This window comes from Nioella sp. MMSF_3534, from assembly GCF_030732985.1.
In the GTDB taxonomy this organism is placed as follows: Bacteria; Pseudomonadota; Alphaproteobacteria; order Rhodobacterales; family Rhodobacteraceae; genus Nioella.
On sequence record NZ_JASHJX010000038.1, the window covers coordinates 14,157 to 38,079 of the forward strand.

The window sequence follows — 23,923 nt, forward strand, 5'->3', positions numbered from 1 at the left end:
AACCTTAATGGAGTGTTGCATGGCCACGATTGACGGGCTGCCGCCGCTGCGCGAGGTCATTGCGACCCATGGGTTGAGTGCCCGCAAGGCGCTTGGGCAGAACTTCCTGCTGGATCTGAACCTGACCGCGAAGATTGCGCGGGCTGCCGGGGATCTGAGCGGCTGCGATGTGCTGGAGGTGGGGCCCGGCCCCGGCGGCCTGACACGCGGCTTGCTGGCCGAAGGCGCGCGGCGGGTTGTGGCCATCGAGAAGGATGCGCGGTGTTTGCCGGCGCTGGCCGAGATTTCCGCGGCCTATCCCGGTCAGCTGGAGGTTTTGAACGAAGACGCGTTGCAGGTCGATTGGGCCGCCCATCTGACCCCGCCGATCAAGGTTGTCGCCAACCTGCCCTATAATGTGGGCACGGAATTGCTGGTGCGCTGGCTGACCCCGAAGCTCTGGCCGCCTGAGTGGCAAAGCCTGACCCTTATGTTTCAGCGCGAAGTAGCGGAGCGGATCGTGGCGCAGCCCGGCGGCAAGGCCTATGGGCGTCTGGCGGTTCTGGCGCAATGGCGTTGCAGCGCGAAGATCGCCCTGACATTACCGCCCGAAGCGTTCACCCCGCCGCCCAAGGTGCGCTCCGCCGTTGTGCATCTGGAGGCATTGCCGGAGCCGCGCTTTGCCGCTGATCCCAAGGTTCTGGAACGCGTCGTCGCCGCCGGGTTCAACCAGCGGCGCAAGATGTTGCGGGCGGCCCTGAAGGGGGTTGCTCCGGATATCGAGGATCGCATCCTCGCGGCGGGGCTGAAACCCACCGACCGGGCCGAGCAGGTCCCGATCGAGGGGTTCTGTGCGCTCGCCCGCCAGGTGGCGGCGGGCTGAGGCTTATTCGGCGGCCTGCGGGCCTTCTTCCGGAGAGTTCGGCGCGTCACCCTGCCCCTCTGACGGGGCTTCTGCCGTTTTCTTCGGCGCACGGCGGGTGCGGGGGCGCTTGGGCTTGGGCGCGCTTTCGGGCGTGCTGACCAGGCCGCTGTCGCCCGATGCGGGCACGTCGATTACCTCGCCGAAGGACTTCTGTTCCGGCTTGCTGTCGGGCATGTCTGCGGGCTGGTCCTGCGCGGCCTCATCTTCGCGCGCCTGACGCGCTTCTCGGGCCTGCTGCTGTTGCTGCTGCTGCGCTTCCTGCTCGGCGCGGCGGGCGTCCTGTTCGCGCTGCGCTTCCCCCAGCATCCGCGCGTAATGCTCCGCATGCTGCTGGAAGTTCTCAGCGGCCACCCTGTCATTGGCAAGCTGCGCATCGCGGGTCAGCTGATTGTATTTGTCAATAATCTGCTGCGGCGTTCCACGGACCTTGCCCTCGGGGCCGGAACTGTCGAACACGCGGTTGACGATGTTGCCCATGGAGCGGTTGTTGTTGCGATTGCCCTTGGACCGCGAACGGTTTTTAGATGATCTCATGTGTCTGTATCTGTTCCAGTTGTCCTGGTGTCATTGGGATGCGGGACATGCGATGGTCAGGCAATCGGGCCTGTCCGGCTGGACGTTGCAGCTTGCCCCTGCTGTTGCGGTTATCCCTGCTGTTTTCGTCTCGTCTGAGGGTGAACCGCGGGGGCATGGCCTGATGTCCATTCCGCATCCGCTGCCCCTGTGTAACCACGGGTTTCCCGGCAAAACAAGGGCAAACTGGCCCTTATGCGGCGTTTTCCGCCGGGGTTGGCGGAAATATCGCGCAAATTGACGCCATGCGTGCCCGATCAGGCAGGTTTTCTGCCCAGAACCACGCGATCCCTGCCATCAAGATCGGGTCGGACCTGCACCTCTTCAAGCCCTGCCTTGCGGAACATGGCGGCCACGGCATGCCCTTGGGTGGGGCCGATCTCGACCATCAGCCGACCGCCGGGTCTGAGATGCGCAGGCGCGTCGCGGGTGATGATGCGGTAGGCGGACAGCCCGTCCCCTTCATCGGTCAGCGCCATCCTTGGTTCGTGATGCACCTCGGCGGAGAGGCCCGGCATCTCGTCAAGCGCGATATAGGGCGGGTTGGAGACGATCAGATCGAACTGCCCCCCCACGATTTCCAGCCAGTTGCTGCACAGAAAGGCAACGCGCGGCAGGACACCGTGTTTCTCGGCATTGGCCTCGGCCACTTCCAGCGCGTCGGTAGAGAGATCTGTTGCGATCCCCGTCGCCTGAGGCCGTTCCGCCAGAAGCGTGATCAGGATACAGCCCGATCCGGTGCCGAGGTCCAACACCTCTGAAAAGGGCTCGCTCAGGGCAAGTTCGATCAGGGCCTCCGTGTCCGGGCGCGGGTCCAGAACCTTGTCGGTCACGGTAAAGCGCCGGCCATAGAAATCGCGGTAGCCGCGGATATGGGACATGGGCACACCGAAGGAGCGACGGAAGTAGAGGCGCCGCGCCTCTTCGAAGACCTCTTGCGCCACCTCGTCCTGCGCCATCAGGGTCAGGCGCGCAGGATCTGCCCCCATGGCATGGGCCAGCAGCATCCGCAGTTCGGACATGGGCAGGTCGGCGCCATCATACTCCATCTCGGATTTCAGCGCGCGAAGGGCGGTGGTCACGGTCAGAGGGGCGTCGCTCACCCCTCCATCTCCGCCAGCATGCGGGCCTGATCATCCGAGATCAGGGCGTCGATCAGTTCATCCAGATCGCCCTGCATGACCTGGTCGAGCTTGTAGAGCGTCAGGTTGATGCGGTGATCGGTGATGCGCCCTTGCGGGAAATTGTAAGTGCGGATGCGTTCGGAGCGGTCGCCGCTGCCCACCTGCGCCTTGCGGTCGGCGGCGCGTTCATCGGCGGCCTTCTGACGTTCGAGATCGAAAAGCCGGGCGCGCAGGACCGACATGGCAATCTCTCGGTTTCGGTGCTGCGATTTTTCCGAGCTCGTCACCACGATGCCCGACGGAATATGGGTGATCCGCACGGCGGAATCGGTGGTGTTGACGTGCTGCCCCCCTGCCCCGCTGGCGCGCATCGTGTCGATGCGGATGTCCTGCGCGGGAATGTCGATATCGACCTCTTCGGCCTCGGGCAGAACAGCGACGGTGGCCGCAGAGGTGTGGATGCGCCCGCCCGATTCCGTGGCAGGCACCCGTTGTACCCGGTGGACGCCGGATTCGTATTTCAGCCGGGCAAAGACGCCCTCGCCCGTCACATGGGCCACGACCTCCTTGATGCCGCCAAGCTCGGTCAGTTGCTGTTCGATGATCTCCAGCTTCCAGCCGCGCTGATCGGCATAACGCTCATACATGCGCAGCAGGTCACCGGCGAACAGCGCGGCCTCGTCGCCGCCGGTGCCGGGGCGGATTTCCACCATCGCCGGGCGGGCATCGGCGGCGTCCTTGGGCAAGAGTGCCAGTTGCAGGGCTTTTTCGGCCTCGGGCAGCGCGTCGCGCAGCTGCGGCAACTCCTCCTCCGCCAGTTCCGCCATGTCGGGATCGTCCAGCATCGCTTCGGCCTCGGCAATGTCGCTGAGGATCCGGCGATAGGCGGCGATCTGGTCCACGACCGGTTTGAGGTCCGAATACTCCCGGCTGATCGCCGCGATTTCATCGGCGGCGGGACCGGCATTCAGCCGGGCTTCGAGAAACTCGAACCGTTCGGTGATCTGGGTCAGGCGATCTGCGGGCAACATGACAGGCGGTGTGGCGCGGGGCGCGCGCGCCGTCAAGGGGCTAGCGCTGCCTCCAGCCGCTCCATCCAGCGGCTGACACGGGCCGCATTCACCCCGGCATCGCCATAGCCGAAGCGGGACCGGGAAAACACCTCGACCCGCGTTCCATCCCCTTCCGGGCTCAGCCGGATGGAAATGGCATCGGGATAGCCCATGATCCGGCTGCGCTGCACATAGGTTACCAGCCCCTCCTCTGCCCTGCCCGCAAGGCGCGACACGCGCGGGGCCATGGCCAGGACGCGGTCCAGGGCATCTGCGACGGCTTCGGGGGATGCTTGCAGCATCAACGCCGGGGCGTCCCCGTCGCTGCCCCTCAGAAGATAGGCATTGGGGGTGCGGGGCCGTTCCGCCGTTGACGGGTCCACATGCCACCGCTCGACCGACATGGGGGAGAGCCGGATATAGAGCAGCAAGGCAACGGGCAGCAGGAGCAATAGAAGGTAACGCATCTGCCATAGATGGGGCGGCACGCCGAATTTGCAAAGGTGACGCGGCACAAGCTGCGCCCTGATTTCAGGGCTCTTCCCGCGCGGTGCTGACGACCCTCGAAGACCAACGCATTAAGGTTTACACCGGTTAAGGTTAACGCCGGTTAGGGTTAATGCCGGTTAGGATTAACGCTTTTTGAAGCGCGGTCCCAAGATGGGTCAGACTGCGCGTCAAAAACGAGGGTTGGCAGCGGGCGGTGTCAAACGGGCCAGCTTCGGGAAAGCAACCCCCGCTGCAGGCCGAAACAGCGGACCGGTCTCTGGTCACTCAGCAATCAACGCCTTGGTTGACCGGGCGATTACGCTTTCTTCATCGGTCGGCAGGACCAGGACCGGCACCCGACCGGCATCAATCACGGTCGCATTGGCCGCATTGGCGTCGGGGTCGAGCTCCAGCCCCAGAAACCCGAGCCCCTCCAGCGCACGCGCCCGGATCGGGGCCGCGTTTTCACCCACGCCCCCCGTGAACACCAACGCATCCACCCCGCCAAGTACAGCCGCCATTGCCCCGATTTCCCGCGCCAGCCGGGCACAGTAATAGGCAATCGCCTCCTCCGCCTCCGGCACATCCGAGGCCAAGAGTTCCCGCATGTCATGGCTGATCCCGGACAGACCCAGCATCCCGCTTTCCTTGTAAAGAAGCCGGGTCAGGTCGTCATAGCCCATCCCCTCTTCCTTCATCAGGTAGAGCAGAACGCCCGGATCGACCTGCCCGGGCCGCGTTCCCATGCACAGCCCCTCCAGCGCTGAAAACCCCATGGTGGACGAGATCGAGCGCCCGTTTTCGATGCCGCACAGCGAAGCGCCATTTCCCAGATGGGCAACGATCACCTTGCCTCTGGCCAGATCCGGGTAATCACGTGCCATCTTGCCCGCGATGAAATCGTAACTCAGCCCGTGGAACCCATAGCGGCGCACGCCCTGATCGTAGTAGCGGCGCGGAAGGGCAAAGAGGTCATGCACCCGCGGATGCCCCCGATGGAAGGCAGTGTCGAAGGCCCCCACCTGCACCGCATCCGGGAAGGCCGCGCGGGCCGCGCGGACGGCCGCGAGGTTATGGGGTTGATGCAGCGGGGCGAGCGGTTTCAGCGTTTCCAGATGGTCCAGCAGGGCGGCATCCAGCACGCGAGGGCCGTCGATCTCGGGTCCCCCATGGACAATACGATGACCGACCCCGAGGACAGGCCGGCTGGCCAGCAACGGCTCCAACGCGGTCAGGATGGCAGAGACCCCCGCGACATGGTCGGTCTTGCCGAGCGCGGTGCTGATTTTCTCGCCGCCTTCCGGTTTCAGCACCAGCCGGGCATCCGGGCCGATGGCGTCGACCATGCCGGAGGCTTCCAGAGCTGGTGCCGCCACCGCCCCGTAAAGCGCGAATTTGATCGAGCTGGACCCGGCATTGAGGGTCAGGATCACGCCGGTCATGTCAGGCTTTCTGCGTAGAGCGCGGCCACGGCGCAGGAGGCCAGCCGCGCCTTGTCGTCATCGGCGCGGGAGTTGAGGATCACCGGCACCTGCGCGCCCATGACCACGCCCGCAGCCTCTGCATGGGCGAGGAAGCTCAGCTCCTTGGCGATCATGTTCCCCGCTTCGAGATTGGGGGCCAGCAGGATATCGGCATGTCCCGCCACCAGCCCGGTGATCCCCTTGGTGCGTGCCGCCTCCAGATCAATCGCGTTGTCCATGGCCAGGGGCCCATCGACCAGCCCGCCGGTGATCTGGCCCCGGTCGGCCATCTTGGACAGCACTGCCGCATCCAGCGTCGAGGGGATGGAGGGCGTCACCGTTTCCACCGCCGACAACACCCCCACTTTGGGCTGCGTAATGCCGAGCGACAGGGCAAGATCAATCGCGTTCTGGCAGATCGAGACCTTGCAATCGAGATCGGGCGCGATGTTGATCGCCGCGTCGGTCACGAACAGAAGATGATCGAGCCCCGGCACATCCATCACGAACACATGGCTGAGGCGGCGGTTGGTGCGCAGCCCGCCCTCTTTTTTCAGGATCGCGTGCAGCAGTTGGTCAGTGTGCAGATGCCCCTTCATCAGCGCCTTGGCCCGGCCCTCATGGATCAGCGCCACAGCGCGCAAAGCGGCGGCGCGGTTGTCGGGGATGTCGATGATCTCGATGCCGGTCAGATCCGCGCCAAGCTCCTCCGCGGCTGCGGCGATCTTCTTCGCGCATCCGACAAAGACGGGATCAATCAGCGTATGATCGCGCGCCAGAAGCGCCCCGTTCAGCGCATCGGGCTTTTCCGGGGCCACAACCGCGGTGGCCAGCGCGGGCAACGGGGCGGCCAGTTCCAGCAGGCGGTCGAAATGAACATGACGCTGCACCGTCAGCGCGGGCACGTCCATGTCATCGAAGCTCATCGGGCGGTCCGGGGCGATCACCTCGGCCCGCCCCTCGCAGATGCGAAGCCCGTCATCGCGTTCCACCCAGGTGTCGAAACACACGACATTGCCCGGCAGCTTTTCCGCCACCCGCACCTTGGCCACCAGCGTTTCGCCCGCATGGGCGCGGTCGAGGAAGGTTAGCGTCTGGCGTTTGTACAGCGCCCCCGGTCCCGGCAGCTGGTTGCCCAGAACGGACGAGATCAGCGCCCCCACCCACATGCCCGGCGCAATCGCCTCGGGCCGTCCATCGCCGTCACCATCCTCTCGCGGCAGATGCATCGGATTATGATTGCCGCTGGAATTGGCGAAGACATAGAGATCATCCGCCGTGACCAGCCGGGGGGAGGCAGCCTCCATTCCCACCTTGAGCGACTCGTAAGGGGTGTTGGAGAGCGTGGTCATGGGGCTGACCTCCGGGCAGATGCGCGCACGAGGAGGGGAGCCTCGCGACTCAGGCGCGGGTTAACGGTATGGCGGGCATGAAACAGGATCATGACGCAAGGCGACAGGGCCAGACTCATGCCCCCACTGGGGCCAGTTTGACGCCCTCGGCTTCCAACCCGGCACGCACCGCACGGGCAATTTGCAGCGCGGTCTCGTTGTCGCCATGCAGGCAGATCGTATCGACGCGCGACGGGATCACCTTGCCCGATTCCGCGATGATCGCGCCTGCCTTGACCATCTCGACCATGCGTTTGGCCGCCCGGTCCGCGTCATGGATCACCGCGCCGGGCAGGCTGCGGTCCACAAGGGTGGCGTCGTCATTATAGGCCCGATCGGCAAAGATCTCGCCCGCGTAGGTCGCGCCCAAAGCCTTCACCGCCGGTTCCTGCGCGGTCGAGGCCAGAACGAAGATGATCACGTCGGGATCGACCGACAGCGCCGCCTCATAACAGGCGCGGGCCATCTCCTCATCCTCGGAGCACATATTGGACAGCGCCCCGTGCAGCTTGAAATGCCGCACCTCGGCGCCAAGCGCGCGGGCCATGCCCCTGATCGCCCCGAACTGGTAGCGGATCGCGTTTTGCAGGTCCTCGCGCCCCATCTGCATGCGTCGGCGTCCAAAGCCCTGAAGGTCGGGAAAGCCCGGATGCGCGCCGATGCCGACGCCATTGGCCTGTGCCACCTTGATCGTCTCGGCCATCACGCTCGGGTCGCCCGCGTGAAAACCGCAAGCCACATTGGCCGATGTCACGACCTTCAGCACCTCGGCATCATTGCCCATGGGCCAGGGACCGAAGCTTTCGCCCATATCGGCGTTCAGATCGACGCGGATGGTCATGGCTCAAGTCTCCTGTTCATGGGGGTCATGATGGGCGGAAATCACGCCGCTCACCAGTTGATAGGATAGAAGGTCAGGTATGTCACCGGGATGGCGCACGCGGGGTTCAACACGGGAGGGGAGTAATTTCAGATACTTATCGAGCGACGTTCGCGCGGATAGCGCCTCTGCCAGCGTCACGAAACGAAACCGGATCGGGCTGCCGGGCGCCGCTTGCGCGACCTTGGTCAGATCGGCGCTGATCACCGTCGCGATGCGGGGATAGCCCCCCATGGACTGGCATTCGTTGAGCAGCACGAAAGGCGAGCCATCGCCGATCACCTGCACATCGCCGGGCACGATGATCTCGGACAGGATCGCCAGATGCGCATCCGAGGAAAAGCCCGGGCCATCATGGCCCATCCGCGCGCCCATGCGGCTGGCACGGGCATCCTTGTGAAAGGCGGTCGTTTCCAGACGGGCGAGCGTATCGGTGGCGAATTGATCGGTCTGCACCGAGGGGAGGATACGGATTTCACCGCCAGAAAAGCGATCATCGGCGGCAATCATCATGCCCCCCGCATCCGGTGCAGGACGGCAGGTCAGCCGGTCGCCGGCCTGAAAACGCCCGCCGATCCCGCCAGAGATATGGGCGGACCGTGCACCGAGGATCTCTGCCGCATCCAATCCCGACACGTTGAGATAGCCATAGCTGCCCTTCAGCGCCCCGCCGATCTTCAGCGTCGCGCCGCGCGGCAACACATGGCTGCCAGACCAGTGCAGTCGGGCCCCATCAATCTCTGCGGTCATCGGCGCACCGGTCAGGGCAATCAGCAGATCCGCGCCCTCGGCCCGGAAGGTGCCCCCTGCCCCGGCCATCTCGATGGCCAGCGCCCGGCCCGGATCGGATCGCAGGAGCGCCGCCCCTTCCGCCAGCGCCAGCGGGTCCATCGCACCGCCGCGCGACAATCCCTTGGACAGAAGCCCCGGACGGCCCGCATCCTGCAAGGACAGCCCCGGCCCGGCGGACAGGATCTGCAGGACCGCGCTCATGGCAGGGCCTCGCAACTTGCCATCATCCGACCGGCTTCCACCCCGGCCCAGGCATCTTCGAAGGCCGATTCCGTGACCGGCTGAAACAGGATCTCATCGCCCGCGGTCAGGGGAAAGGGCTGCTCTGCCTGCTGGCCGAACACGTCAATCGCCGCCCGTCCGATCCAGCGCCAGCCGGTCTGGGTGCCGACAGGAAACAGCACCAACTGGCGGATCGCCAAGGCCAGACCGCCCGCCGGAACATGTGGATTCAACTCGGTTTTCCGAGGGATATCAAACATCTCCGGCAATCGGCCCAGATAGGGCATCCCCGGTGAGAATCCGATGGTCAGCACCCGGACCGGAGTCCGGGAAATCTGCGCGACCGCATCATCCGGCGACAGCTTGGCCATGCTGGCCGCTTCTTCCAGCTGTGGGCCATGATCGCCTCCGAACACCGTCGGCACACGCCACAGCTTGCGTCCACGGGGCAAGGGCACGCCATACCAGTCACGGCTTCGCAACAGATCCTTCAGAGCGGCTTCGAGCGCTTCATGGCTCAGCCGGACCGGGTCGAAGCGAAGGAACACCGATTTCAGCGAGGTGGCGCTTTCCTCGACACCGTCCCAGGCGGCGGCCTCGACGGCCGCCCGGAATGCCAGCGTCGCGGCATTGACGGCCATTGACAGGCGATCCCCGAATTCGACCAGCAGACCCGCCTCGCCCATCCGGTGAAGCCGGGGAAACCCGCTATCCTGTTCTGTGCCACCCATGGCCTGCCTGTCCCTCTTGGTCCGGTGCCATGGTGCGGCCCCTGCGGAGTGGTTGCAAGGCCCGGACGGGTGATTTTCCTGCCGCGCGGCACCCGGCCCTCGACCAGGCGCATTCGCTCTTGTATCCGGCCCTGCAATTTCATATCGAATGCCCCGAGCCGGTCTAGCTCAGCTGGTAGAGCGTCTGATTTGTAATCAGGGGGTCGGGGGTTCGAGTCCCTCGACCGGCACCACTTCCCGAGCTAACTCATTGGTTTCGATTCAGCTTTTAGCCACCGCTAGGAGCCGCAGACCATGTCAGAGACCATTTCACCAACGGTCACCTTCGTGAAAGACGGGGTCTTCCACTTCAGCCGTCGAATCCCGAAAGAGCTAAAACGCCACTGTACTTCTCCCCGGATCGCATACTCACTCCGCATTAAAGCCCTGAGGATCGTAGAATCCACGGCCAGACGAGCAGCCGATCAACTGCACGAGTATTGGTACCACCTGCGGTGCCAGGCCACAGACCTTCCGGGCAAGCACATGCTGCGGCTGCAGGTGGCTACTCGCCCTGATGGTCCCGAGCAGCAGCCCATGTCATCGGCCTCGATCAAGCTGTCAGAAGCTGGATCATATATCTACAGCTCACCTGTGACCTTTCACAGGGCAGCTGAGAGGGCCTGTGGCTACGGCATCGACGCATGTGGCGACAAAGACCTCCAAGCCTACACCAAGGCGGACGCAAACGCGTTCTGCGTTATTTCTTCAAAGAGCACAGAGGCCTCTCGTCAGTCCCGGGCACAAGATCGAACATGCTGTGCCCAGTCATGTCCTTCGCCGGAACCAAAAAAGGCACCACGCGTCGACGATGGTTGCCCCATCGGGAAGGGGCCCATTCTTCCGCGCCGGACCTCAGCCGTTGTTTGTCAAAGCCGCCCCCGGCGCATTTTGCTACGACGCGACGGTCAGCACCTTGGTGCCCGCTTTCTCGATCCCGTCAATTAGCCGCTCGGGGATGCCATGGAGCCCCCCCGGCGGCGATCCGCATGCCGTCGCGAGCGCCTCGTCGGCGAAACCATATGCATTCTTCATGCGGCTTGGCCTTTCCTGGTCTGTTCAGGCAGGCGCAGACCGAGAATGCGGCGCGCCTCTTGCCAACGCGCCACGGGGCGATTGTTGCTGTCGCAGATGTCCACGACACGGCGCACCAATGCGGCATTGCTGGGGGCAAGCCGGTCACGGTCGAGGCGGACATTGTCCTCGAGCCCGGTGCGGGCATGGCCACCCGCTGCGATGGCCCATTCGTTCAGTCTGAGCTGATTGGCACCGATGCCCGCGGCACACCAGGGCGTTTCTTCGCCGAAGAGGCGGCGGACGGTGTGGATGTAGTAGTCGAACACATCCCGGTCGACCGGCATGGCGTTTTTCACGCCCATCACGAACTGGATATAGGGTGTCCCGGCAAGCTGCCCCTTGTCGACCATGTCCTTCGCTTTCAGGATATGGCTCAGGTCAAAGGCCTCGATTTCCGGCTTGATCTCGTGCAGAAGCATTTCGCTGGCAAGCCAGTCGACAAGAGCCGGCGGGTTCTCGTAGACGCGGGTCGGGAAGTTGTTCGACCCAACCGACAGGGACGCCATGTCAGGGCGCAGAAGCAGCATTCCGCCCCGCGTCTGGCCGGCGCCCGACCGTCCGCCGGTCGAAAACTGGATGATCATGCCGGGGCAGTGTTTCTCGATCCCGTCCTTCAGCGCGGCGAATTTCTCGGGGTCGGACGATGGCGTTTCATCGTCATTTCGCACATGGGCATGAACAATGGTGGCGCCTGCCTCAAACGCCTCGTGAGTCGACTCCACTTGTTCCGACACAGTTATCGGAACGGCGGGGTTGTTGGCTTTCGTAGGCAGGCTGCCCGTGATCGCCACACAGATGATGCAAGGCTTGGTCATGATTTCATTCCGAATTGTGCACTCCGGTCAGATTACCGAAGTGCCCTGGTTTTTCAGTGTTCAGGATCGCAGATTTGAAAGGGGCGGATGCTTGCTCGCTGCCTCAAGGGTCTGACGTTCTTCATCGGTGAAGAACATCCAGACGGCATCGTCCCTGTTGTGCTTCTTGCATCCTGGGCATGGGGTATTGGCGTTCTTGCACATGGCTCCTCCTCCCGTGCGGCGGTTGATCTGTCAGGCGGCTTTGGCGGCGGTTCCCGGCATCTTTTCCAGCGCGTCCACGAAGAATGGGCGGAACACCTCCGGGTGCTCGCTCATCGGGAAGTGACCAAGCTCATCCATGACGGCCAGGGTTGCACCGGGAATGGCCTTGGCGGTCCGTTCAGCGTCGTCAGGCGTGCAGGTCAGATCATAGGCACCGACGATGATGTGAACCGGGGTCGCCCCCGTATCAATGGTCGGCAGGCGCGGGATCAGGCTGTCATCCTTGGTGTAGAAGCTCAGATCACCCCGGAATACGCCCGGACCGCTTTGCATGAACATCCACAGCGTGTTCCAGCGCTCGGCATTGGGTGCGTAGGGAGAGATATTGGCGGACACCAATGCAGCCCCCATCTCGCCGCCATGCGCGTCGGGGCGGTGGAACCAGTCGATATCGTACCAGGCGGGCTGGAAATCCGAGGCCTCGATGGCAATGAAGCCGCTGAACCTGTCGGGGTGAAGCGCCGCCAGTTGCAGCGCGATGCGCCCGCCCATGGAACAGCCCGCCAGAACGGGCCGGTCCAGACCGAGGCCCTCGATCACGGCCAGAACGGTTTCGATATAGGCCTCGGTCGTCAGCAGGTATTCCTGAGTTTCGAAGCCCTCGGGCGGCAGGGATTTGCCGTGCCAGGGCATGTCGAAGGCGATCAGGCGGTTCGATTCGGTGATCTCGGCATCGTTCATCAGGTGACGCCACTGACGGGTATCGGCGCCTGCGGTATGCAAACAGACGACAGGGCGTCCCTGCCCGGCCTCTTCGAAATAAATGCGGCGTGCTGCGCCCTCGATGGTGACTGTCAGGTAACGACCGGTGATGGGCTCGATGCTCATGCCGCAAACTCCTCTTTGCCGCGGGCCAGTCCCAGAACGTCCTTGAAGAAAAGAAGGTTTTTCACGAGGCTCAGGATGTCGCCGTCGATTCGGCCGCGGCCGATCTTCACCAGTCCGAAAACATCGTGGAATCCGGGTTCAGGACGCGCTTGCCAGAACTTCTGCAGCGCTTCCGCATCCGTCCGCAGCGCAAAGCGCCACGGTGTCTTGCGACTTGGACCTTCGACAACAGAGACGATGCGGCCTTTTTCGAACGACAGGTAAAACTCGGTCCCGTCGATCTCGATCAGAACCGTTTCGGAAAACAGTCGGCCGAGTCGCTGCAAATGCGGCGTTGCCTCTAGGCGCGTTTGAATTTGCTTGAAGGTATCGATCACCCTGGCCTCCCATGCGTTCGTAAGCTGGACCATAGCTGCCACGATCAGCTGCACCGGGGCCATGCCAGCAGGGGTATGGGTCAATACTCTGACCTGCAGATCGCAGGGACTTCATAGTTCTGCCAGGGCCAGCCCGCCGCTGGTATCACCCGATACCGCCACGGGCATTGGGTAAGCACGGGGATTCGGCGAAGTCTGTTTTATGGCGGGCAGCATTGAAGCAACTCGCACTCAGATATTCAGACTGCCAGGAGGAGGAAATACCCATGGGCATCGTCAACCAAGACAACATCACCGAGGTCGTGATCGACAGCCTCGGCAAGCATGGCGACATCACCGGCCGCCAGCGCGAACTCGCGACCGGCTTGGTCAAGCATCTGCACGCCTTCATCAAGGACGTGAAACTGCAGCATGACGAATTCCTGTTCGTCTGCGACTACCTCGCCCGCGCTGGCAAGCTCTGCAATGACAACCGCCAGGAGTTCATTCTACTGGGCGACATCCTTGGCGTTGAAGTGCTGGTCGACATGATGACCAACCCCGTCGAAGGCAACGAGAGCGAATCCACCGTTCTGGGGCCGTTCTATCGCGAAAACCCGCCGGTTCTGCCCAAGGGTGCGTCGACCATCCAGAAACATTATGACAACGAAGAAACCGCCTATTTCGAAGGCTACATCAAGGATGAAAACGGCAATGGCATCGCCGGTGTGACGCTCGACGTCTGGGAAGACGCGCCGAACGGCATCTATGAAAACCTGGACCCCGATCAGCCGGAATACAACCTGCGCGGCCGGTTCGAGACCGACGAAAACGGCCACTACGCCTTTGTCGCGGTGCGCCCCGTCCCCTACCCGATCCCGGACGATGAAACCGCCGGTGAACTGCTGCGCTTCATGGGTCATCACCCGAACCGCCCCGGCCACATGCACTTCATCATTTCGCGCGAAGGCTATCGCCCGTTGATCAGCCAGATCTACGACGCGGACAGCGCGTGGCTTGAGGATGACAGCGTGTTCGCCGTGAAGGAGAGCCTGATCGGCAAGTTCAAACCCGCCGCGAAAGACCTCGGCACGGACCTGCACTTCGAATTCGACTTCGTTCTTAAGGCCGAAGCCGATGAAAAGGCCGTCGCCGCCGAATAATCCGACATTCCTCCCTGAAGACTGGCCCCCGCTTGTTCGGGGGCCTTTTTTCAGTTTGAGGGATCGCTTAACGTGACATCCTGGGAGGGCGGCAAAGATGAACTTCAAACAGCTGGCCTATTTCATCGCAGTTGCCGAGGAACTGCACTTCGGGCGTGCCGCCGAAAGGCTGGACATGGCGCAACCCCCGCTCAGCCGGTCGATAAAGCAGCTGGAAGAAGAGCTTCAGGCTGTCTTGTTCAATCGGGGCCGCAGTGCAATCACCCTGACTCAGGCAGGCGAGCGGTTGCTGAAGCGCGGCAGGTCAATCATCGCGCAGCTTGATGACACCAAGCTGGAAGTCCGCCGTCTTGGCCAGGGCTCCGAAGGTCGGCTCAGAATCGGCTTTGTTGGATCGGCCACCTTCGGCATCCTGCCCAACATCATACGATCCTACCGGGCGAATTTCCCCGAGGTGAACCTCAGCCTCAATCCCATGAACAATGCCGAGCTGCACAGGGCGCTTGTGTCACGCGAGCTCGATGTTGTGTTCGCGAGACCGACGCTCAAGGATCCGGAATTCCTGTCCAAACACCTTATCGAGGAAAAGCTGATCCTTGCGTTGCCGGACATCGTGGATACCGGGTCACGCTCTGTGGCCAAGCTCGAACGGCTGATGACCCACAACCTGATCCTCTACCCGGAACGACCACGGCCAAGTTATGCCGACATGGTGCTGAACGCGATCGAAGAGGCCGGGTTCGAGGCCCCGTTGCGGATCTGGTGCATGGATCTGCAAACCGCGCTCGGGCTTGTGGCCGTTGGCGAAGGCGTCTGCGTTGTGCCGGAGTCGGTGGCCAATGCGCCCAGGAAAGGGATGAAGTTCCTGAAGATCGAACCGGAGATCGCCAGAACGGAGCTTTCGGTGAATTACCGGCTCGACGATCAGGGGGTCCATGTGAAGAACTTCGTCACCATCGCCCAGAAGGTGGCGCGGAAAGTGATCTAGCGGGTCGGCCCGGCGGCCCCAAGGGCGCAGCCGGGCCGGTTAAGCGGACAGATCGCCCGTGTCAGCCCAGGTCTCCGCCTCCCACGGGCAGGGTCACGCCTGTGATGTAAGAGGCGTCATCCGACGCCAGGAACAGGATCGGTCCTGCCTGTTCGTCGAGTGTTCCATAGCGTTTCATCAGCGAGGACTGGATCGTCTGATCGACGATGGTCTGGTACCAGTCTTCACGCTGCTCCTCCTCCGCATTGGGGTTGCGCGGCACGATGCGCGGCGGGGCCTCGGTGCCGCCCGGCGCGGTCGCGACCACGCGGATGCCGCGTTCGGCCACTTCCCAGGCGAGGCTTGCCGTGATCGCGTTCACCCCGCCCTTGGCCGCCGCATAAGGCACGCGGTTCAGCCCGCGCGTGGCGATGGACGAGACGTTGACGATCACGCCGCTTTCGCGCGGCAGCATGTGCTCGATGGCCGCCCGGCAGCAGTAGAGTGTGGGGAAGAGCGAGCGGCGCAGCTCGGCGTCGATCTGCCTGGGTTCATAGTTTTCATATGGCTTGGCCCAGATGGTGCCGCCGACGTTGTTCACAAGGATGTCGATGCGCCCCCAGAGCTCCACGGCCTTCTGCATGGCCTTCTCGCAGCCCGCCCAGGTTTCGAGATTGACCGAGATCGCCTCGGCCATGCCCCCTGCCCCCCGGATCGTGGCGACCACGTCCTTTCGGGCGGGTGAGCGGTCGACGATCAGCACGCGGGCGCCTTCGGCGGCGGCGCGCTCGGCCACCAGGCGGCCAATTCCCTGCGCCGCGCCGGTGACGACCATCACCTTATCGTCGAACCGCCGGGTCATGCTGCAGCCGCCTCCGCCTCGGTCGGGTTGAACTTCTCGAAGTAGAAATTCGCGGGATCGACCCCCAGTTTGGCGAAATGCGCGCGCACCGCATCGACCATCGGCGGAGGACCGCACAGGTAGACATCGGCATCGCCTGCATTCAGATCGTCGGCGGTCACGTGATCGGTGACGAAGCCCTTGCGGTCATGCGCTTCCTCCTCGGCGGCGAGGATGGTGATGACCGTCACATTGCCGATCCTGTCGGCCAGTTCGCGGACCCGCTCCAGTTCCACCAGATCGGCGGCGCGGGTGACGGCATAGTAGAGCGTGATGGGGTGATCCGCGCCCTGCTCCGCCACCTGTTCCAGCATCGACAGGAACGGGGCCAGCCCCGTGCCACCGGCCAGCCAGAGCTGCGGGCGCTCGACGGGGCGCAGGTAGAAGGCCCCCATGGGACCGGTGAGCGTGACGGCATCGCCCGCCTGAGCGCGTTCGCCAAGATAGCTGCTCATCACCCCACCGGGCAGATTGCGGATCAGGAAAGTGGCCTCCTCGGCGCCGGGGGCCGACGAGAAGGAATAGGACCGGTGCACGCCCGTTCCGGGCACGGTCACGTTCACGTATTGACCGGGGAGGAACCCGATGGGCTTGGCCAGCTTGACGCGCAGGCCGAAGGAGGTTTCCGACAGGCGATCGACGCCCAGAACCTCGCCCTCGACCGCCTCGGGCGCGGTCTTGCACAGGGCAGACGAGGCCGGGACGCGCAGCACGCAATCGCTTTCGGGGATCATCTGGCAGGTCAGGACATAGCCCTGTTCCGCCTCCTCGTCCGACATGGACTCGTCCATGTAGAATTCCAGCTCGTACTCGCCCTTTTCGGCAAAGCACTTGCAGGTGCCACAGACGCCATCGCGGCAATCCATCGGCAGGTTGATCTTCTGGCGGAAGGCGGCATCGGTCACCTTTTCGTCGTCATCGCACTGGATGACACGGGTGACACCGTCTTCGAAGTTCAGGGCAACGTTGTAGGTCGTCATGGGCCAAGCTCCTCCCTTGGCCGCGCGCCATGAGCGGGCGCGCGGGGTCTGTTGCGATCCGGTTGAACAGGGATCAGACGTGGTAGACGTCGATCACGTGGTGGATGTGATCGTTCTTCAGGACCACCTTCTTCGACGTGATCAGCAGCTTCGGCCCGCTGGTGTCGATGGTGTAGAAGGACGTGCCCCAGTGCTGGTCGGTGTCGCCGTAGCGATAGCTCAGCGTGTGCCAGTTGAAGCGCAGCTTGAGTTGCGACCCCTCCTGGCTCAGCACCTCGATATTCGCGATGTTGTGGTTCGTCCGGGGTTCCGGCAGCGACGTGGCCGAGGACCGGTCGGTCTTGATCCGGAACACGCGGTCCTCGATGCCCTGCTTGTTGGGGTAGTACATCAGCGACATCTCGTTTGCCGGATCTTCCGTGAGCGTGTCGTAGTCGTCCCATGCCGGCATCCAGAACGGGCAGTCCTTGTGATAGAAGGTCAGCCAGGTGTCCCAATCGCGATCATCGAGCGCGCGGACCTCTGCATGAAGGAAGGCCTGGATCTCGGCGAAGCTCAGTTCCGTGTCGGTGGCGGGGCGTTCAAGCGTTGCGATGCTCATCTCTCTGTCTCCTCACTCGGCCGCGGTGCGGGCTGCGGACGCCGTGGCGCGTTCCTTGGCGATGGCCTCACCCATACGGTCGGACCAGTTGCTGTGCTGGATGACGAAGAGCCCTTCGTCCTCGGTGCGCGCGCCCGACAGGACAGCCTCGATCCCGAGCGCTTTGGCGTCCTCGTCGGCGCCCTTGATCCACTGGGTCGCGCCACGGGTCAGGTCGTTCCACTGGGCGTGGGCCGCCCCGGCATAGCCGCGCTGCGTGGCGCGGAATTCCTCGGTGTCATCCGGCGTCGCCATGCCGGAGGCGTTGAAGAAATCCTCGTATTGGCGGATGCGACGCGTGCGCGCTTCCTGGCTCTCACCCTTGGGGGCAATGCAGTAGATCGTGACCTCGGTCTTGTCGACGCTGATCGGGCGGAACACCCGGATCTGGCTGGAAAACTGGTCCATCAGGAAGACGTTGGGATAGAGGCAGAGGTTGCGCAGAACGCCCACCATCCAATCCGCCTTGGTCTTGCCGAAGCGCTCGGTCCATTCCTCAAGACGCGGATAACCCGGGCGGTTGGTCGGGTCGGCCCATTCCGTCCACAGCAGGATGTGACCGTTCTCATAGGCGTGGAACCCGCCGCGCTGCTTGGCCCATTTGGAGGCATCGGTCGCCTTGATATTGTCTTCCTTGCCGTCGTCGGTGCGGTGCGCCGTGGTGGCGACGTAGTTCCAGTGCACGGCGGACACGTGATAGCCATCGGCGCCGTTTTCGGCCTGAAGCTTCCAGTTGCCGTCATAGGTGTAGGTCGAAGACCCGCGCAGCACCTCCAGCCCGTCGTCGGCCTGATCGACGATCATGTCGATCATCTTGCGCGCTTCGCCGAGGTAATCCTCCAGCGGCTGCACGTCGGCGTTGAGCGAGCCGAAGAGGAAGCCGCGATAATTCTCGAACCTGGCCACCTTGGTCAGATCGTGGCTGCCGTCGGTGTTGAACTGCTCGGGATAGCCCGCGCCCTTGGGGTCCTTCACTTTCAGCAGCTTGCCGGTGTTCGAGAAGGTCCAGCCGTGGAACGGGCAGGTGAAGGTCTTCTGGTTGCGGCGCTTGAAGCGGCAGAGCTGCGCGCCCCGGTGCGAACAGGCGTTGACCAGCGCGTGCAGCTCACCATCCTTGTCGCGGGTGATGACCACGGGCGTGCGGCCCATGTGCAGCGTGAAATAGTCGCCCGGTTCCTGGATCTGGCTTTCATGCGCCATGTAGATCCAGTTGCCTTCGAAGATGTGCTTGATCTCCAGTTCGAACAGTTCTTCATCGGTGAAGATGTCCCGTCGGCAGCGGAAGACGCCGTTTTCGGGATCGTCCTGGATCGCACCGTCGAGGCGGGCCTCGAATTCATCGAGATTGGATTGGGTGAACATGTGTGGTCCTCCTCCTGACTGCCTTGGCACCCTGTTGCGCGCTTCGGCTGGTTTTGACGTGGTGTCGCGGGCCTATTCGCCGGCGACGGCTTTCATGGTCCGCCCGCCATCGCGGCGGAAGAAATCAACCTTGTCGGGATCAAGCGTTGCGCCGATGCCGGTGCCCTTGGGGATCTCGACGCAGAAGTCGCGGTAGACGATTGGGTCAGCCAGAATGTCCTCGGTCAGAAGAAGCGGGCCAAAAAGCTCGGTGCCCCAGGTCAGATCTTCGACGGTCGAAAACAACTGCAACGCGGCGGCGGTGCTCAGCCCGGTTTCCAGCATCGTGCCGCCATAGAGGCCAAGACCCGCCGCCTGCCCGATGGCAATGACTTCCGATGCACGCTTGAGACCGCCGGACTGCCCGATCTTTACGGCAAACACATCTGCCGCGCGCGCGGCCGCGACTTCCAAAGCGTCTTCGGGGCCATTCAGCGCCTCGTCCGCCATCACGGCGATCTCGTAGCCTCTGGTCAGCTCCGCCATTGCACGGCGATAGCGGGCGGGAACCGGTTGCTCGACCAGTTCGCAGCCTGCATCCTGAAGGCCCTTGAGACCCCAGCGCGCGTCCTGAAGGGACCATGCCGTGTTCACGTCGACGCGCACGCTTGCAGCGTCGCCAACAGCCTCCTTGATCCGCGCCACATGCGCCACGTCCTCGCGCACAGAGCGCTTGCCGATCTTCAGTTTGAAGATGTTGTGACGGCGGGTTTCGATCATTTCGTGGGCTTCGGCGATATCGGTGTCCGAATTGCCCGAAGCCAGGGTCCAGGCGACCGGCAGACGCTCGTGCACCGACCCGCCGAAGAGTTGCGACACCGGCACGCCCAACCGCTTGCCCAGCCCGTCCCAGAGGGCGATCTCGACCGCTGTCTTGGCGATGCGATTGGCCTTGACCAGCTTGTCGATCAGCTGGATCGCGCCATTCACATCATCCGCGTTCCGCCCGATCAGCGCTGGCGCGATATAGGTGTCTATCGCCGACAGGATGCCTTCGGGGCTTTCCGGTCCGTAGCTCAGCCCGCCGATCGTCGTGCCTTCGCCAATACCTTCGGAGCCGTCCGAGAACTTGACCCTGACCAGCACGGCGGTTTGCGTCCGCATCGTGGCCATGGACAGCACGTGACCGCGAATGGTCGGGATGTCGAGGATCATGGTCTCGATCTGGTCAATCTTGGTCACTGGGGCTCACCGCAACTGCAAGTTTCGATTGGATGCAGATTGCCTGCCCGGGCCGGATTCTGTCGATGATTGGGGGGGTCTTGGGTGATACCCTGACGAGATGCATGCCGGTTGCGACAGCTCGAATACCAAAACAGGCGCCACGAATTGTGACGCCTGATCTGGACCGTCAACATGGGTGGCGGCGGACGAGAACGCAATCTCTATAGCGACGCCGCGCTCAACGGCGAGGTTGACGACCGCGGCAGCGACAGCAAGGTCTTGCAGGCCGACACCCGCACCGGTGTTCGGCGGATATGCGCGCGATCCGGTCCTGCGCGGCAAGCATGTCGTCGTATGAAGGGATATAGATCACATGGCCCCCTGTGTTCTCAGAGCGGTAGAGGTGCCCAAAGATTCACCGCACGACCCGTTTACCGTGCGGGATTCCGAGACAGTTTCTGCCACCATCTCGGCCGTCACGGCGGACAAGGTCCAACCCAGATGTCCATGCCCGGTATTGTAGAACACCCGGTCCCGAACACCCTGCCCCACCTTGGGCATCATGTTCGGCATCATCGGGCGCAGGCCCGCCCAGGGAATGGCGTGTTCCGTGCTGACGCCCGGGAAGAAACGTTCGCACCACTTGACCAGCGGGCGGATGCGGTCATCCCGGATATCGAGGTTATAGCCATTGAACTCCGCCGTTCCGGCAATCCGGAACCGGTCCTTGCCAAGGCGGCTGGTGACCACCTTGGCCTCGTCATCAAGCAAGCTGATCCAGGGCGCCGCGCGCTGGCTTTCCTCGTCATCGAGGCGAACGGTGATGGAATAGCCCTTCACCGGGTAGACATTCACCCGGTCACCAAGCTGCGCTGCGATGGCCCGGCTTTCGACACCGGCACAGACTACAATGCCGTCAAAGGTCTCGACCTGGCTTTCGGTGTTCCGGCTCCAGGTGATGCGCACCTCTTTGTCATCGGCGCGGATATCTTCCACATCCGTTCCGAAACGCAACACCGCGCCGCTCGCTTCAATGGATTTGGCAAGACCCGTCGTGTAGCGGTGAATGTCGCCGGTGAAATCGCTTTCCGTGTAGTACCCGCCGTAGAACTCCCCGCTCAGCGCCGGTTCGATCTGGCGCATTTCTTCCGGGGCGACGGCGCGGCGCGTGAGCCCGCCTTCGGCCAGCAGCCTGTTGACCTCGGTGGCGTGGTCGAACTCGGCCTTGTCGGTGTAGATATGCAGGATGCCCCGGTTTTCGCAGTCGAAGTCGAAGCCGAACCGGTCGGCCTTTTCGCGCAGCAAACCCCTTGCGGCAATCGCCATGCGGGCGGTTTCCACGGTGTTGGCCCGGTATTGCGGGATCGCGGCGATGAATTCGGCCATCCAGCTGTACTTGTGCCAACTCGGGCGCGGGTTGATCAGAAGCGGCGCGCCCCGTGTCATCATCCACTTCATGCCCTTGAAGACGGTGGACAGCCGGTTCCAGGTTTCGGCATTCGACGCGGACAATTGCCCGCCATTGGCGAAGGACGTCTGCATCGCCGCATAACGGTTGCGGTCGAAAAGCGTCACCTCGTAGCCCCGGTCCATGAGGCTGGAAGCAGTCGTCACGCCGGTGATTCCGGCGCCAATTACGGCAATTCTGGTCATCATGTCCTCCGCGACCAAAGGTTAGGTTCCGCCGTTCGGCGGGCTCATCCCCTCTGTCGCGGGCGGCACCACGCTTCAGATTGCCTGTCCGATCACAGTCCTTTTGCCTGAGAGGTTCCGGGGGGTTGCTCCTTCGGCGCCGGCATGTTGGCCAGCCTCTCCTGTCTCGGCTTCGTTGGCAGAGTGGTGATAGTCGATATTTATTCTCATATCAAGACTATCTTTTCTTGATACCTATGTTGCACAGGCGTCGCGCAGAGAGTCCTTGTATTCCGGAGAGGTGACCCAACGCCCCAACCGCAGCAGCAGCCCGTTCAATTGCGCCATCTCATCCGCACTCAGCGGCTCGGTCAGAATTACCTCAAGCCGGTCCGACAGGTCCCTTGCGATCCGGCGCACCTGCTTTCCTTTTTCGGTCGTTCGGAGGAAGAAAACGCGTGCATCCTCGGGGGAGTTTTCGCGATAGATCAGGTCAGCACCCAGGAGGCTTTGGATAATCCTTGAGGTCAGGCTGCGTTCGAGTCCGGTTGACTTCAATATCTCTGCAAACGTCGTTCCCGGAGAATCGTCAACCAGACGCAAAACCCTCAGCTCCCGGATTCGGCAGCCGGTTTCTCGCAGGAAGATGGCATCGTTTGCCCGGATCGCCTCTTGCGCGACGATATCGAGACGGTAGGTCAACCGCTCGTTTTGAAAGGTTTTTTTCTCCAGCATTTTGGCCCTGCCCTTCCGTTCATACTCAAAAGGTATCGCACGATACCTGTTGGGTGGTCAATTTATTCTCAGCTTGAAACCTTTTTGGGATACAAGTCTCAACATGCAACCATCTCACCCTGAGAATCAAGGGAAAGCCGACATGTTCGACACCTGGTATGACACGCAGCGCGACACATCGCTGGCCTGGCTTCAGGACTTGCATGCCCACCCCGAGACCGGGTTCGAAGAGGTCCGTACCGCCGCCTTTGTTGCCGCGCGCCTGGCCGATTTCGGCTTCGAGGTCGCCACCGGCATCGGCGGAACAGGCGTTGTCGGCACGTTGTATGGCCGCGACGCCAGCCCCGAACGCCCTGGCCGCTGCATCGCCTTCCGGGCCGAACTGGACGCGCTGCCGATGGAAGAAAAGGCCGATGTCGCCTACCGCTCCACGGATGCGGCACGCTTTCACGGCTGCGGCCATGACGGGCACACGGTCACGTCGCTGACCGCCGCCGCCTACCTGGCACAGCACCGCGACTTCGACGGCACGATCCGTTTCATTTTCCAGCCCGCCGAAGAGCTTCTGACCGGGGCGCGCGCCATGCTGGCTGACGGGCTGTTCGGGCGCTTCCCATGTGACGAGATCTACGCCCTGCACAATCTGCCGGGCCTGCCGGAGGGGGCCGTCGCGGTTCCCGCATCGTCTGCGCTGGCATCGGCTGACAATATCGACGTGACGATCCGCGCGAACGGTGCCCATGGCGCGATGCCGCATACCGGCGAGGACGCGATGCTCGCCGCCGCCAGTTTCCTGACCTCTGTCCAGCAGGCCGCGACGCGCGCTTTCGATGCCCGCGACGCGGGCGTGATTTCCTTCGGCACTTTGCGCGGCGGCACCGCCCGCAACATCCTGCCCGAGGAAATCCGGCTCGAAGGCACCATGCGCACGACCGCAACCTCGGTCCGCGACCGCCTGGAAACGCTCCTGACCGACACCGCCCGCGCGACCGACGCGATCTTCGGCGTCACGACAACCGTTTCCGTGGAAAAGGTCGCGCCAGTGACCATGAACCACCCCGCCGCCGTGGCCGCCGTCGTGACGTCGGCCAGCCGCGTCATCGGCCCCGACAAGGTGATCGAGAACGCCCGCAGCCTGATGGCCTCCGAGGATTTCTCGGAATTCAGCGCGCGCGTTCCGGGTGCCTATTTCTTCGTCGGCCAGTCGGGCCGCGCGCCCCACCACCCCGAATATGTCTTCGACCCCGAGATCATCCCCGTCGGCGCGGCAATCTTTGCCGATCTCGCCCGAACGCGGACGAGCCGTTCGCTCAACGCGCAAGCGAACACCTGAAACACAC

The 23,923-nt window shown here is 63.2% G+C and carries 25 protein-coding genes, 1 tRNA gene and 1 riboswitch; of the genes, 6 read left to right on the plus strand and 20 right to left on the minus strand.

Annotated features, from left to right (window positions below):
• Positions 1 to 19: 19 nt before the first annotated feature.
• The gene (rsmA, locus tag RBB16_RS15270; RefSeq protein WP_306046981.1) at positions 20 to 862 is read left to right on the plus strand and encodes a 16S rRNA (adenine(1518)-N(6)/adenine(1519)-N(6))-dimethyltransferase RsmA; all 843 of its coding nucleotides are present in this window, start codon (positions 20 to 22) and stop codon (positions 860 to 862) included.
• Between the two features lie 3 nt (positions 863 to 865).
• Here rsmA and RBB16_RS15275 read toward each other — a convergent pair whose 3' ends face one another.
• The 9 genes from RBB16_RS15275 to RBB16_RS15315 all read right to left on the minus strand — a co-directional run bounded on the left by RBB16_RS15275 (position 866) and on the right by RBB16_RS15315 (position 9,621).
• On the minus strand, positions 866 to 1,438 hold the full coding sequence (locus RBB16_RS15275; protein ID WP_306046982.1) for a DUF4167 domain-containing protein: 573 nt from the start codon (positions 1,436 to 1,438) through the stop codon (positions 866 to 868).
• Positions 1,439 to 1,734: 296 nt separating this feature from the next.
• Positions 1,735 to 2,580: a peptide chain release factor N(5)-glutamine methyltransferase gene (gene prmC, locus RBB16_RS15280; RefSeq protein ID WP_371931255.1), complete on the minus strand. Its 846-nt coding sequence runs from the start codon at positions 2,578 to 2,580 to the stop codon at positions 1,735 to 1,737.
• Entirely contained in the window at positions 2,577 to 3,632 is a 1,056-nt protein-coding gene (gene prfA, locus RBB16_RS15285) for a peptide chain release factor 1 (protein WP_306047008.1), read from the minus strand. The genes prmC and prfA overlap by 4 nt, the downstream gene beginning before the upstream one ends.
• Before the next feature lie 32 nt (positions 3,633 to 3,664).
• Positions 3,665 to 4,120, minus strand: a complete 456-nt coding sequence (locus RBB16_RS15290; RefSeq protein ID WP_306046983.1) for a DUF1499 domain-containing protein — start codon at positions 4,118 to 4,120, stop codon at positions 3,665 to 3,667.
• A gap of 303 nt (positions 4,121 to 4,423) precedes the next feature.
• Positions 4,424 to 5,584, minus strand: coding sequence for an acetate/propionate family kinase (locus RBB16_RS15295; RefSeq protein WP_306046984.1), 1,161 nt, complete (start codon positions 5,582 to 5,584; stop codon positions 4,424 to 4,426).
• Entirely contained in the window at positions 5,581 to 6,957 is a 1,377-nt protein-coding gene (locus tag RBB16_RS15300) for a bifunctional enoyl-CoA hydratase/phosphate acetyltransferase (protein WP_306046985.1), read from the minus strand. Before RBB16_RS15300 ends, RBB16_RS15295 begins: the two co-directional genes overlap by 4 nt.
• 115 nt (positions 6,958 to 7,072) lie before the next feature.
• Positions 7,073 to 7,837 carry a 5-oxoprolinase subunit PxpA gene (locus RBB16_RS15305; RefSeq protein ID WP_306046986.1) on the minus strand — a complete coding sequence of 255 codons (765 nt, stop codon included), beginning with the start codon at positions 7,835 to 7,837 and terminating at the stop codon, positions 7,073 to 7,075.
• Between the two features lie 3 nt (positions 7,838 to 7,840).
• The gene (locus RBB16_RS15310; RefSeq protein ID WP_306046987.1) at positions 7,841 to 8,869 is read right to left on the minus strand and encodes an urea amidolyase; all 1,029 of its coding nucleotides are present in this window, start codon (positions 8,867 to 8,869) and stop codon (positions 7,841 to 7,843) included.
• Positions 8,866 to 9,621 carry an allophanate hydrolase subunit 1 gene (locus RBB16_RS15315; protein ID WP_306046988.1) on the minus strand — a complete coding sequence of 252 codons (756 nt, stop codon included), beginning with the start codon at positions 9,619 to 9,621 and terminating at the stop codon, positions 8,866 to 8,868. The genes RBB16_RS15310 and RBB16_RS15315 overlap by 4 nt, the downstream gene beginning before the upstream one ends.
• 157 nt (positions 9,622 to 9,778) lie before the next feature.
• On the opposite strand from RBB16_RS15315, the gene RBB16_RS15320 reads away from it, so the two are divergent.
• Positions 9,779 to 9,854, plus strand: a tRNA-Thr gene (locus RBB16_RS15320).
• 61 nt (positions 9,855 to 9,915) lie between these two features.
• Complete coding sequence (locus tag RBB16_RS20705) at positions 9,916 to 10,608, plus strand: DUF6538 domain-containing protein (protein WP_371931256.1); 693 nt, start codon at positions 9,916 to 9,918, stop codon at positions 10,606 to 10,608.
• On the opposite strand, the gene RBB16_RS15325 is transcribed toward RBB16_RS20705, so the two are convergent.
• The 4 genes from RBB16_RS15325 to RBB16_RS15340 all read right to left on the minus strand — a co-directional run bounded on the left by RBB16_RS15325 (position 10,555) and on the right by RBB16_RS15340 (position 13,054).
• Positions 10,555 to 10,695 carry a hypothetical protein gene (locus RBB16_RS15325; RefSeq protein WP_306046989.1) on the minus strand — a complete coding sequence of 47 codons (141 nt, stop codon included), beginning with the start codon at positions 10,693 to 10,695 and terminating at the stop codon, positions 10,555 to 10,557. The two genes, RBB16_RS20705 and RBB16_RS15325, sit on opposite strands and share 54 nt — an antisense overlap.
• On the minus strand, positions 10,692 to 11,552 hold the full coding sequence (locus RBB16_RS15330) for a 3-keto-5-aminohexanoate cleavage protein (RefSeq protein ID WP_306046990.1): 861 nt from the start codon (positions 11,550 to 11,552) through the stop codon (positions 10,692 to 10,694). The genes RBB16_RS15325 and RBB16_RS15330 overlap by 4 nt, the downstream gene beginning before the upstream one ends.
• A 234-nt stretch (positions 11,553 to 11,786) precedes the next feature.
• A complete protein-coding gene (locus RBB16_RS15335) occupies positions 11,787 to 12,644 on the minus strand; it encodes an alpha/beta hydrolase (protein ID WP_306046991.1) in 858 nt (285 codons plus the stop codon).
• Positions 12,641 to 13,054 (minus strand): hypothetical protein, encoded by a 414-nt coding sequence (locus RBB16_RS15340; RefSeq protein ID WP_306047009.1) that lies wholly within the window; start codon positions 13,052 to 13,054, stop codon positions 12,641 to 12,643. The genes RBB16_RS15335 and RBB16_RS15340 overlap by 4 nt, the downstream gene beginning before the upstream one ends.
• A 233-nt stretch (positions 13,055 to 13,287) precedes the next feature.
• Here RBB16_RS15340 and RBB16_RS15345 point away from each other — a divergent pair, with 233 nt between their 5' ends.
• Positions 13,288 to 14,163 (plus strand): dioxygenase, encoded by an 876-nt coding sequence (locus RBB16_RS15345; protein WP_306046992.1) that lies wholly within the window; start codon positions 13,288 to 13,290, stop codon positions 14,161 to 14,163.
• A gap of 97 nt (positions 14,164 to 14,260) precedes the next feature.
• The gene (locus RBB16_RS15350) at positions 14,261 to 15,151 is read left to right on the plus strand and encodes a LysR family transcriptional regulator (protein WP_306046993.1); all 891 of its coding nucleotides are present in this window, start codon (positions 14,261 to 14,263) and stop codon (positions 15,149 to 15,151) included.
• A 61-nt stretch (positions 15,152 to 15,212) separates the two neighbouring features.
• On the opposite strand, the gene benD is transcribed toward RBB16_RS15350, so the two are convergent.
• From benD to RBB16_RS15385, 7 genes are all read right to left on the minus strand, one after another.
• Complete coding sequence (gene benD, locus RBB16_RS15355; protein ID WP_306046994.1) at positions 15,213 to 15,992, minus strand: benzoate diol dehydrogenase BenD; 780 nt, start codon at positions 15,990 to 15,992, stop codon at positions 15,213 to 15,215.
• Positions 15,989 to 17,011 (minus strand): benzoate 1,2-dioxygenase electron transfer component BenC, encoded by a 1,023-nt coding sequence (gene benC, locus RBB16_RS15360; RefSeq protein WP_306046995.1) that lies wholly within the window; start codon positions 17,009 to 17,011, stop codon positions 15,989 to 15,991. Before benC ends, benD begins: the two co-directional genes overlap by 4 nt.
• Positions 17,012 to 17,084: 73 nt before the next feature.
• Positions 17,085 to 17,612 (minus strand): benzoate 1,2-dioxygenase small subunit, encoded by a 528-nt coding sequence (gene benB, locus RBB16_RS15365; protein WP_306046996.1) that lies wholly within the window; start codon positions 17,610 to 17,612, stop codon positions 17,085 to 17,087.
• A gap of 12 nt (positions 17,613 to 17,624) precedes the next feature.
• Positions 17,625 to 19,013, minus strand: coding sequence for a benzoate 1,2-dioxygenase large subunit (benA, locus tag RBB16_RS15370; RefSeq protein ID WP_306046997.1), 1,389 nt, complete (start codon positions 19,011 to 19,013; stop codon positions 17,625 to 17,627).
• Positions 19,014 to 19,085: 72 nt separating this feature from the next.
• Positions 19,086 to 20,234: a muconate/chloromuconate family cycloisomerase gene (locus tag RBB16_RS15375; protein ID WP_306046998.1), complete on the minus strand. Its 1,149-nt coding sequence runs from the start codon at positions 20,232 to 20,234 to the stop codon at positions 19,086 to 19,088.
• A gap of 351 nt (positions 20,235 to 20,585) precedes the next feature.
• Positions 20,586 to 21,869 carry a D-amino acid dehydrogenase gene (locus tag RBB16_RS15380; RefSeq protein ID WP_306046999.1) on the minus strand — a complete coding sequence of 428 codons (1,284 nt, stop codon included), beginning with the start codon at positions 21,867 to 21,869 and terminating at the stop codon, positions 20,586 to 20,588.
• An 85-nt stretch (positions 21,870 to 21,954) separates the two neighbouring features.
• Positions 21,955 to 22,043, minus strand: a riboswitch (glycine riboswitch).
• A 60-nt stretch (positions 22,044 to 22,103) separates the two neighbouring features.
• Positions 22,104 to 22,583 carry a MarR family winged helix-turn-helix transcriptional regulator gene (locus tag RBB16_RS15385; RefSeq protein ID WP_306047000.1) on the minus strand — a complete coding sequence of 160 codons (480 nt, stop codon included), beginning with the start codon at positions 22,581 to 22,583 and terminating at the stop codon, positions 22,104 to 22,106.
• A 142-nt stretch (positions 22,584 to 22,725) separates the two neighbouring features.
• Between RBB16_RS15385 and RBB16_RS15390 the strand changes: the two genes are divergently transcribed.
• Positions 22,726 to 23,916 (plus strand): amidohydrolase, encoded by a 1,191-nt coding sequence (locus RBB16_RS15390; RefSeq protein WP_306047001.1) that lies wholly within the window; start codon positions 22,726 to 22,728, stop codon positions 23,914 to 23,916.
• Positions 23,917 to 23,923: the final 7 nt, after the last annotated feature.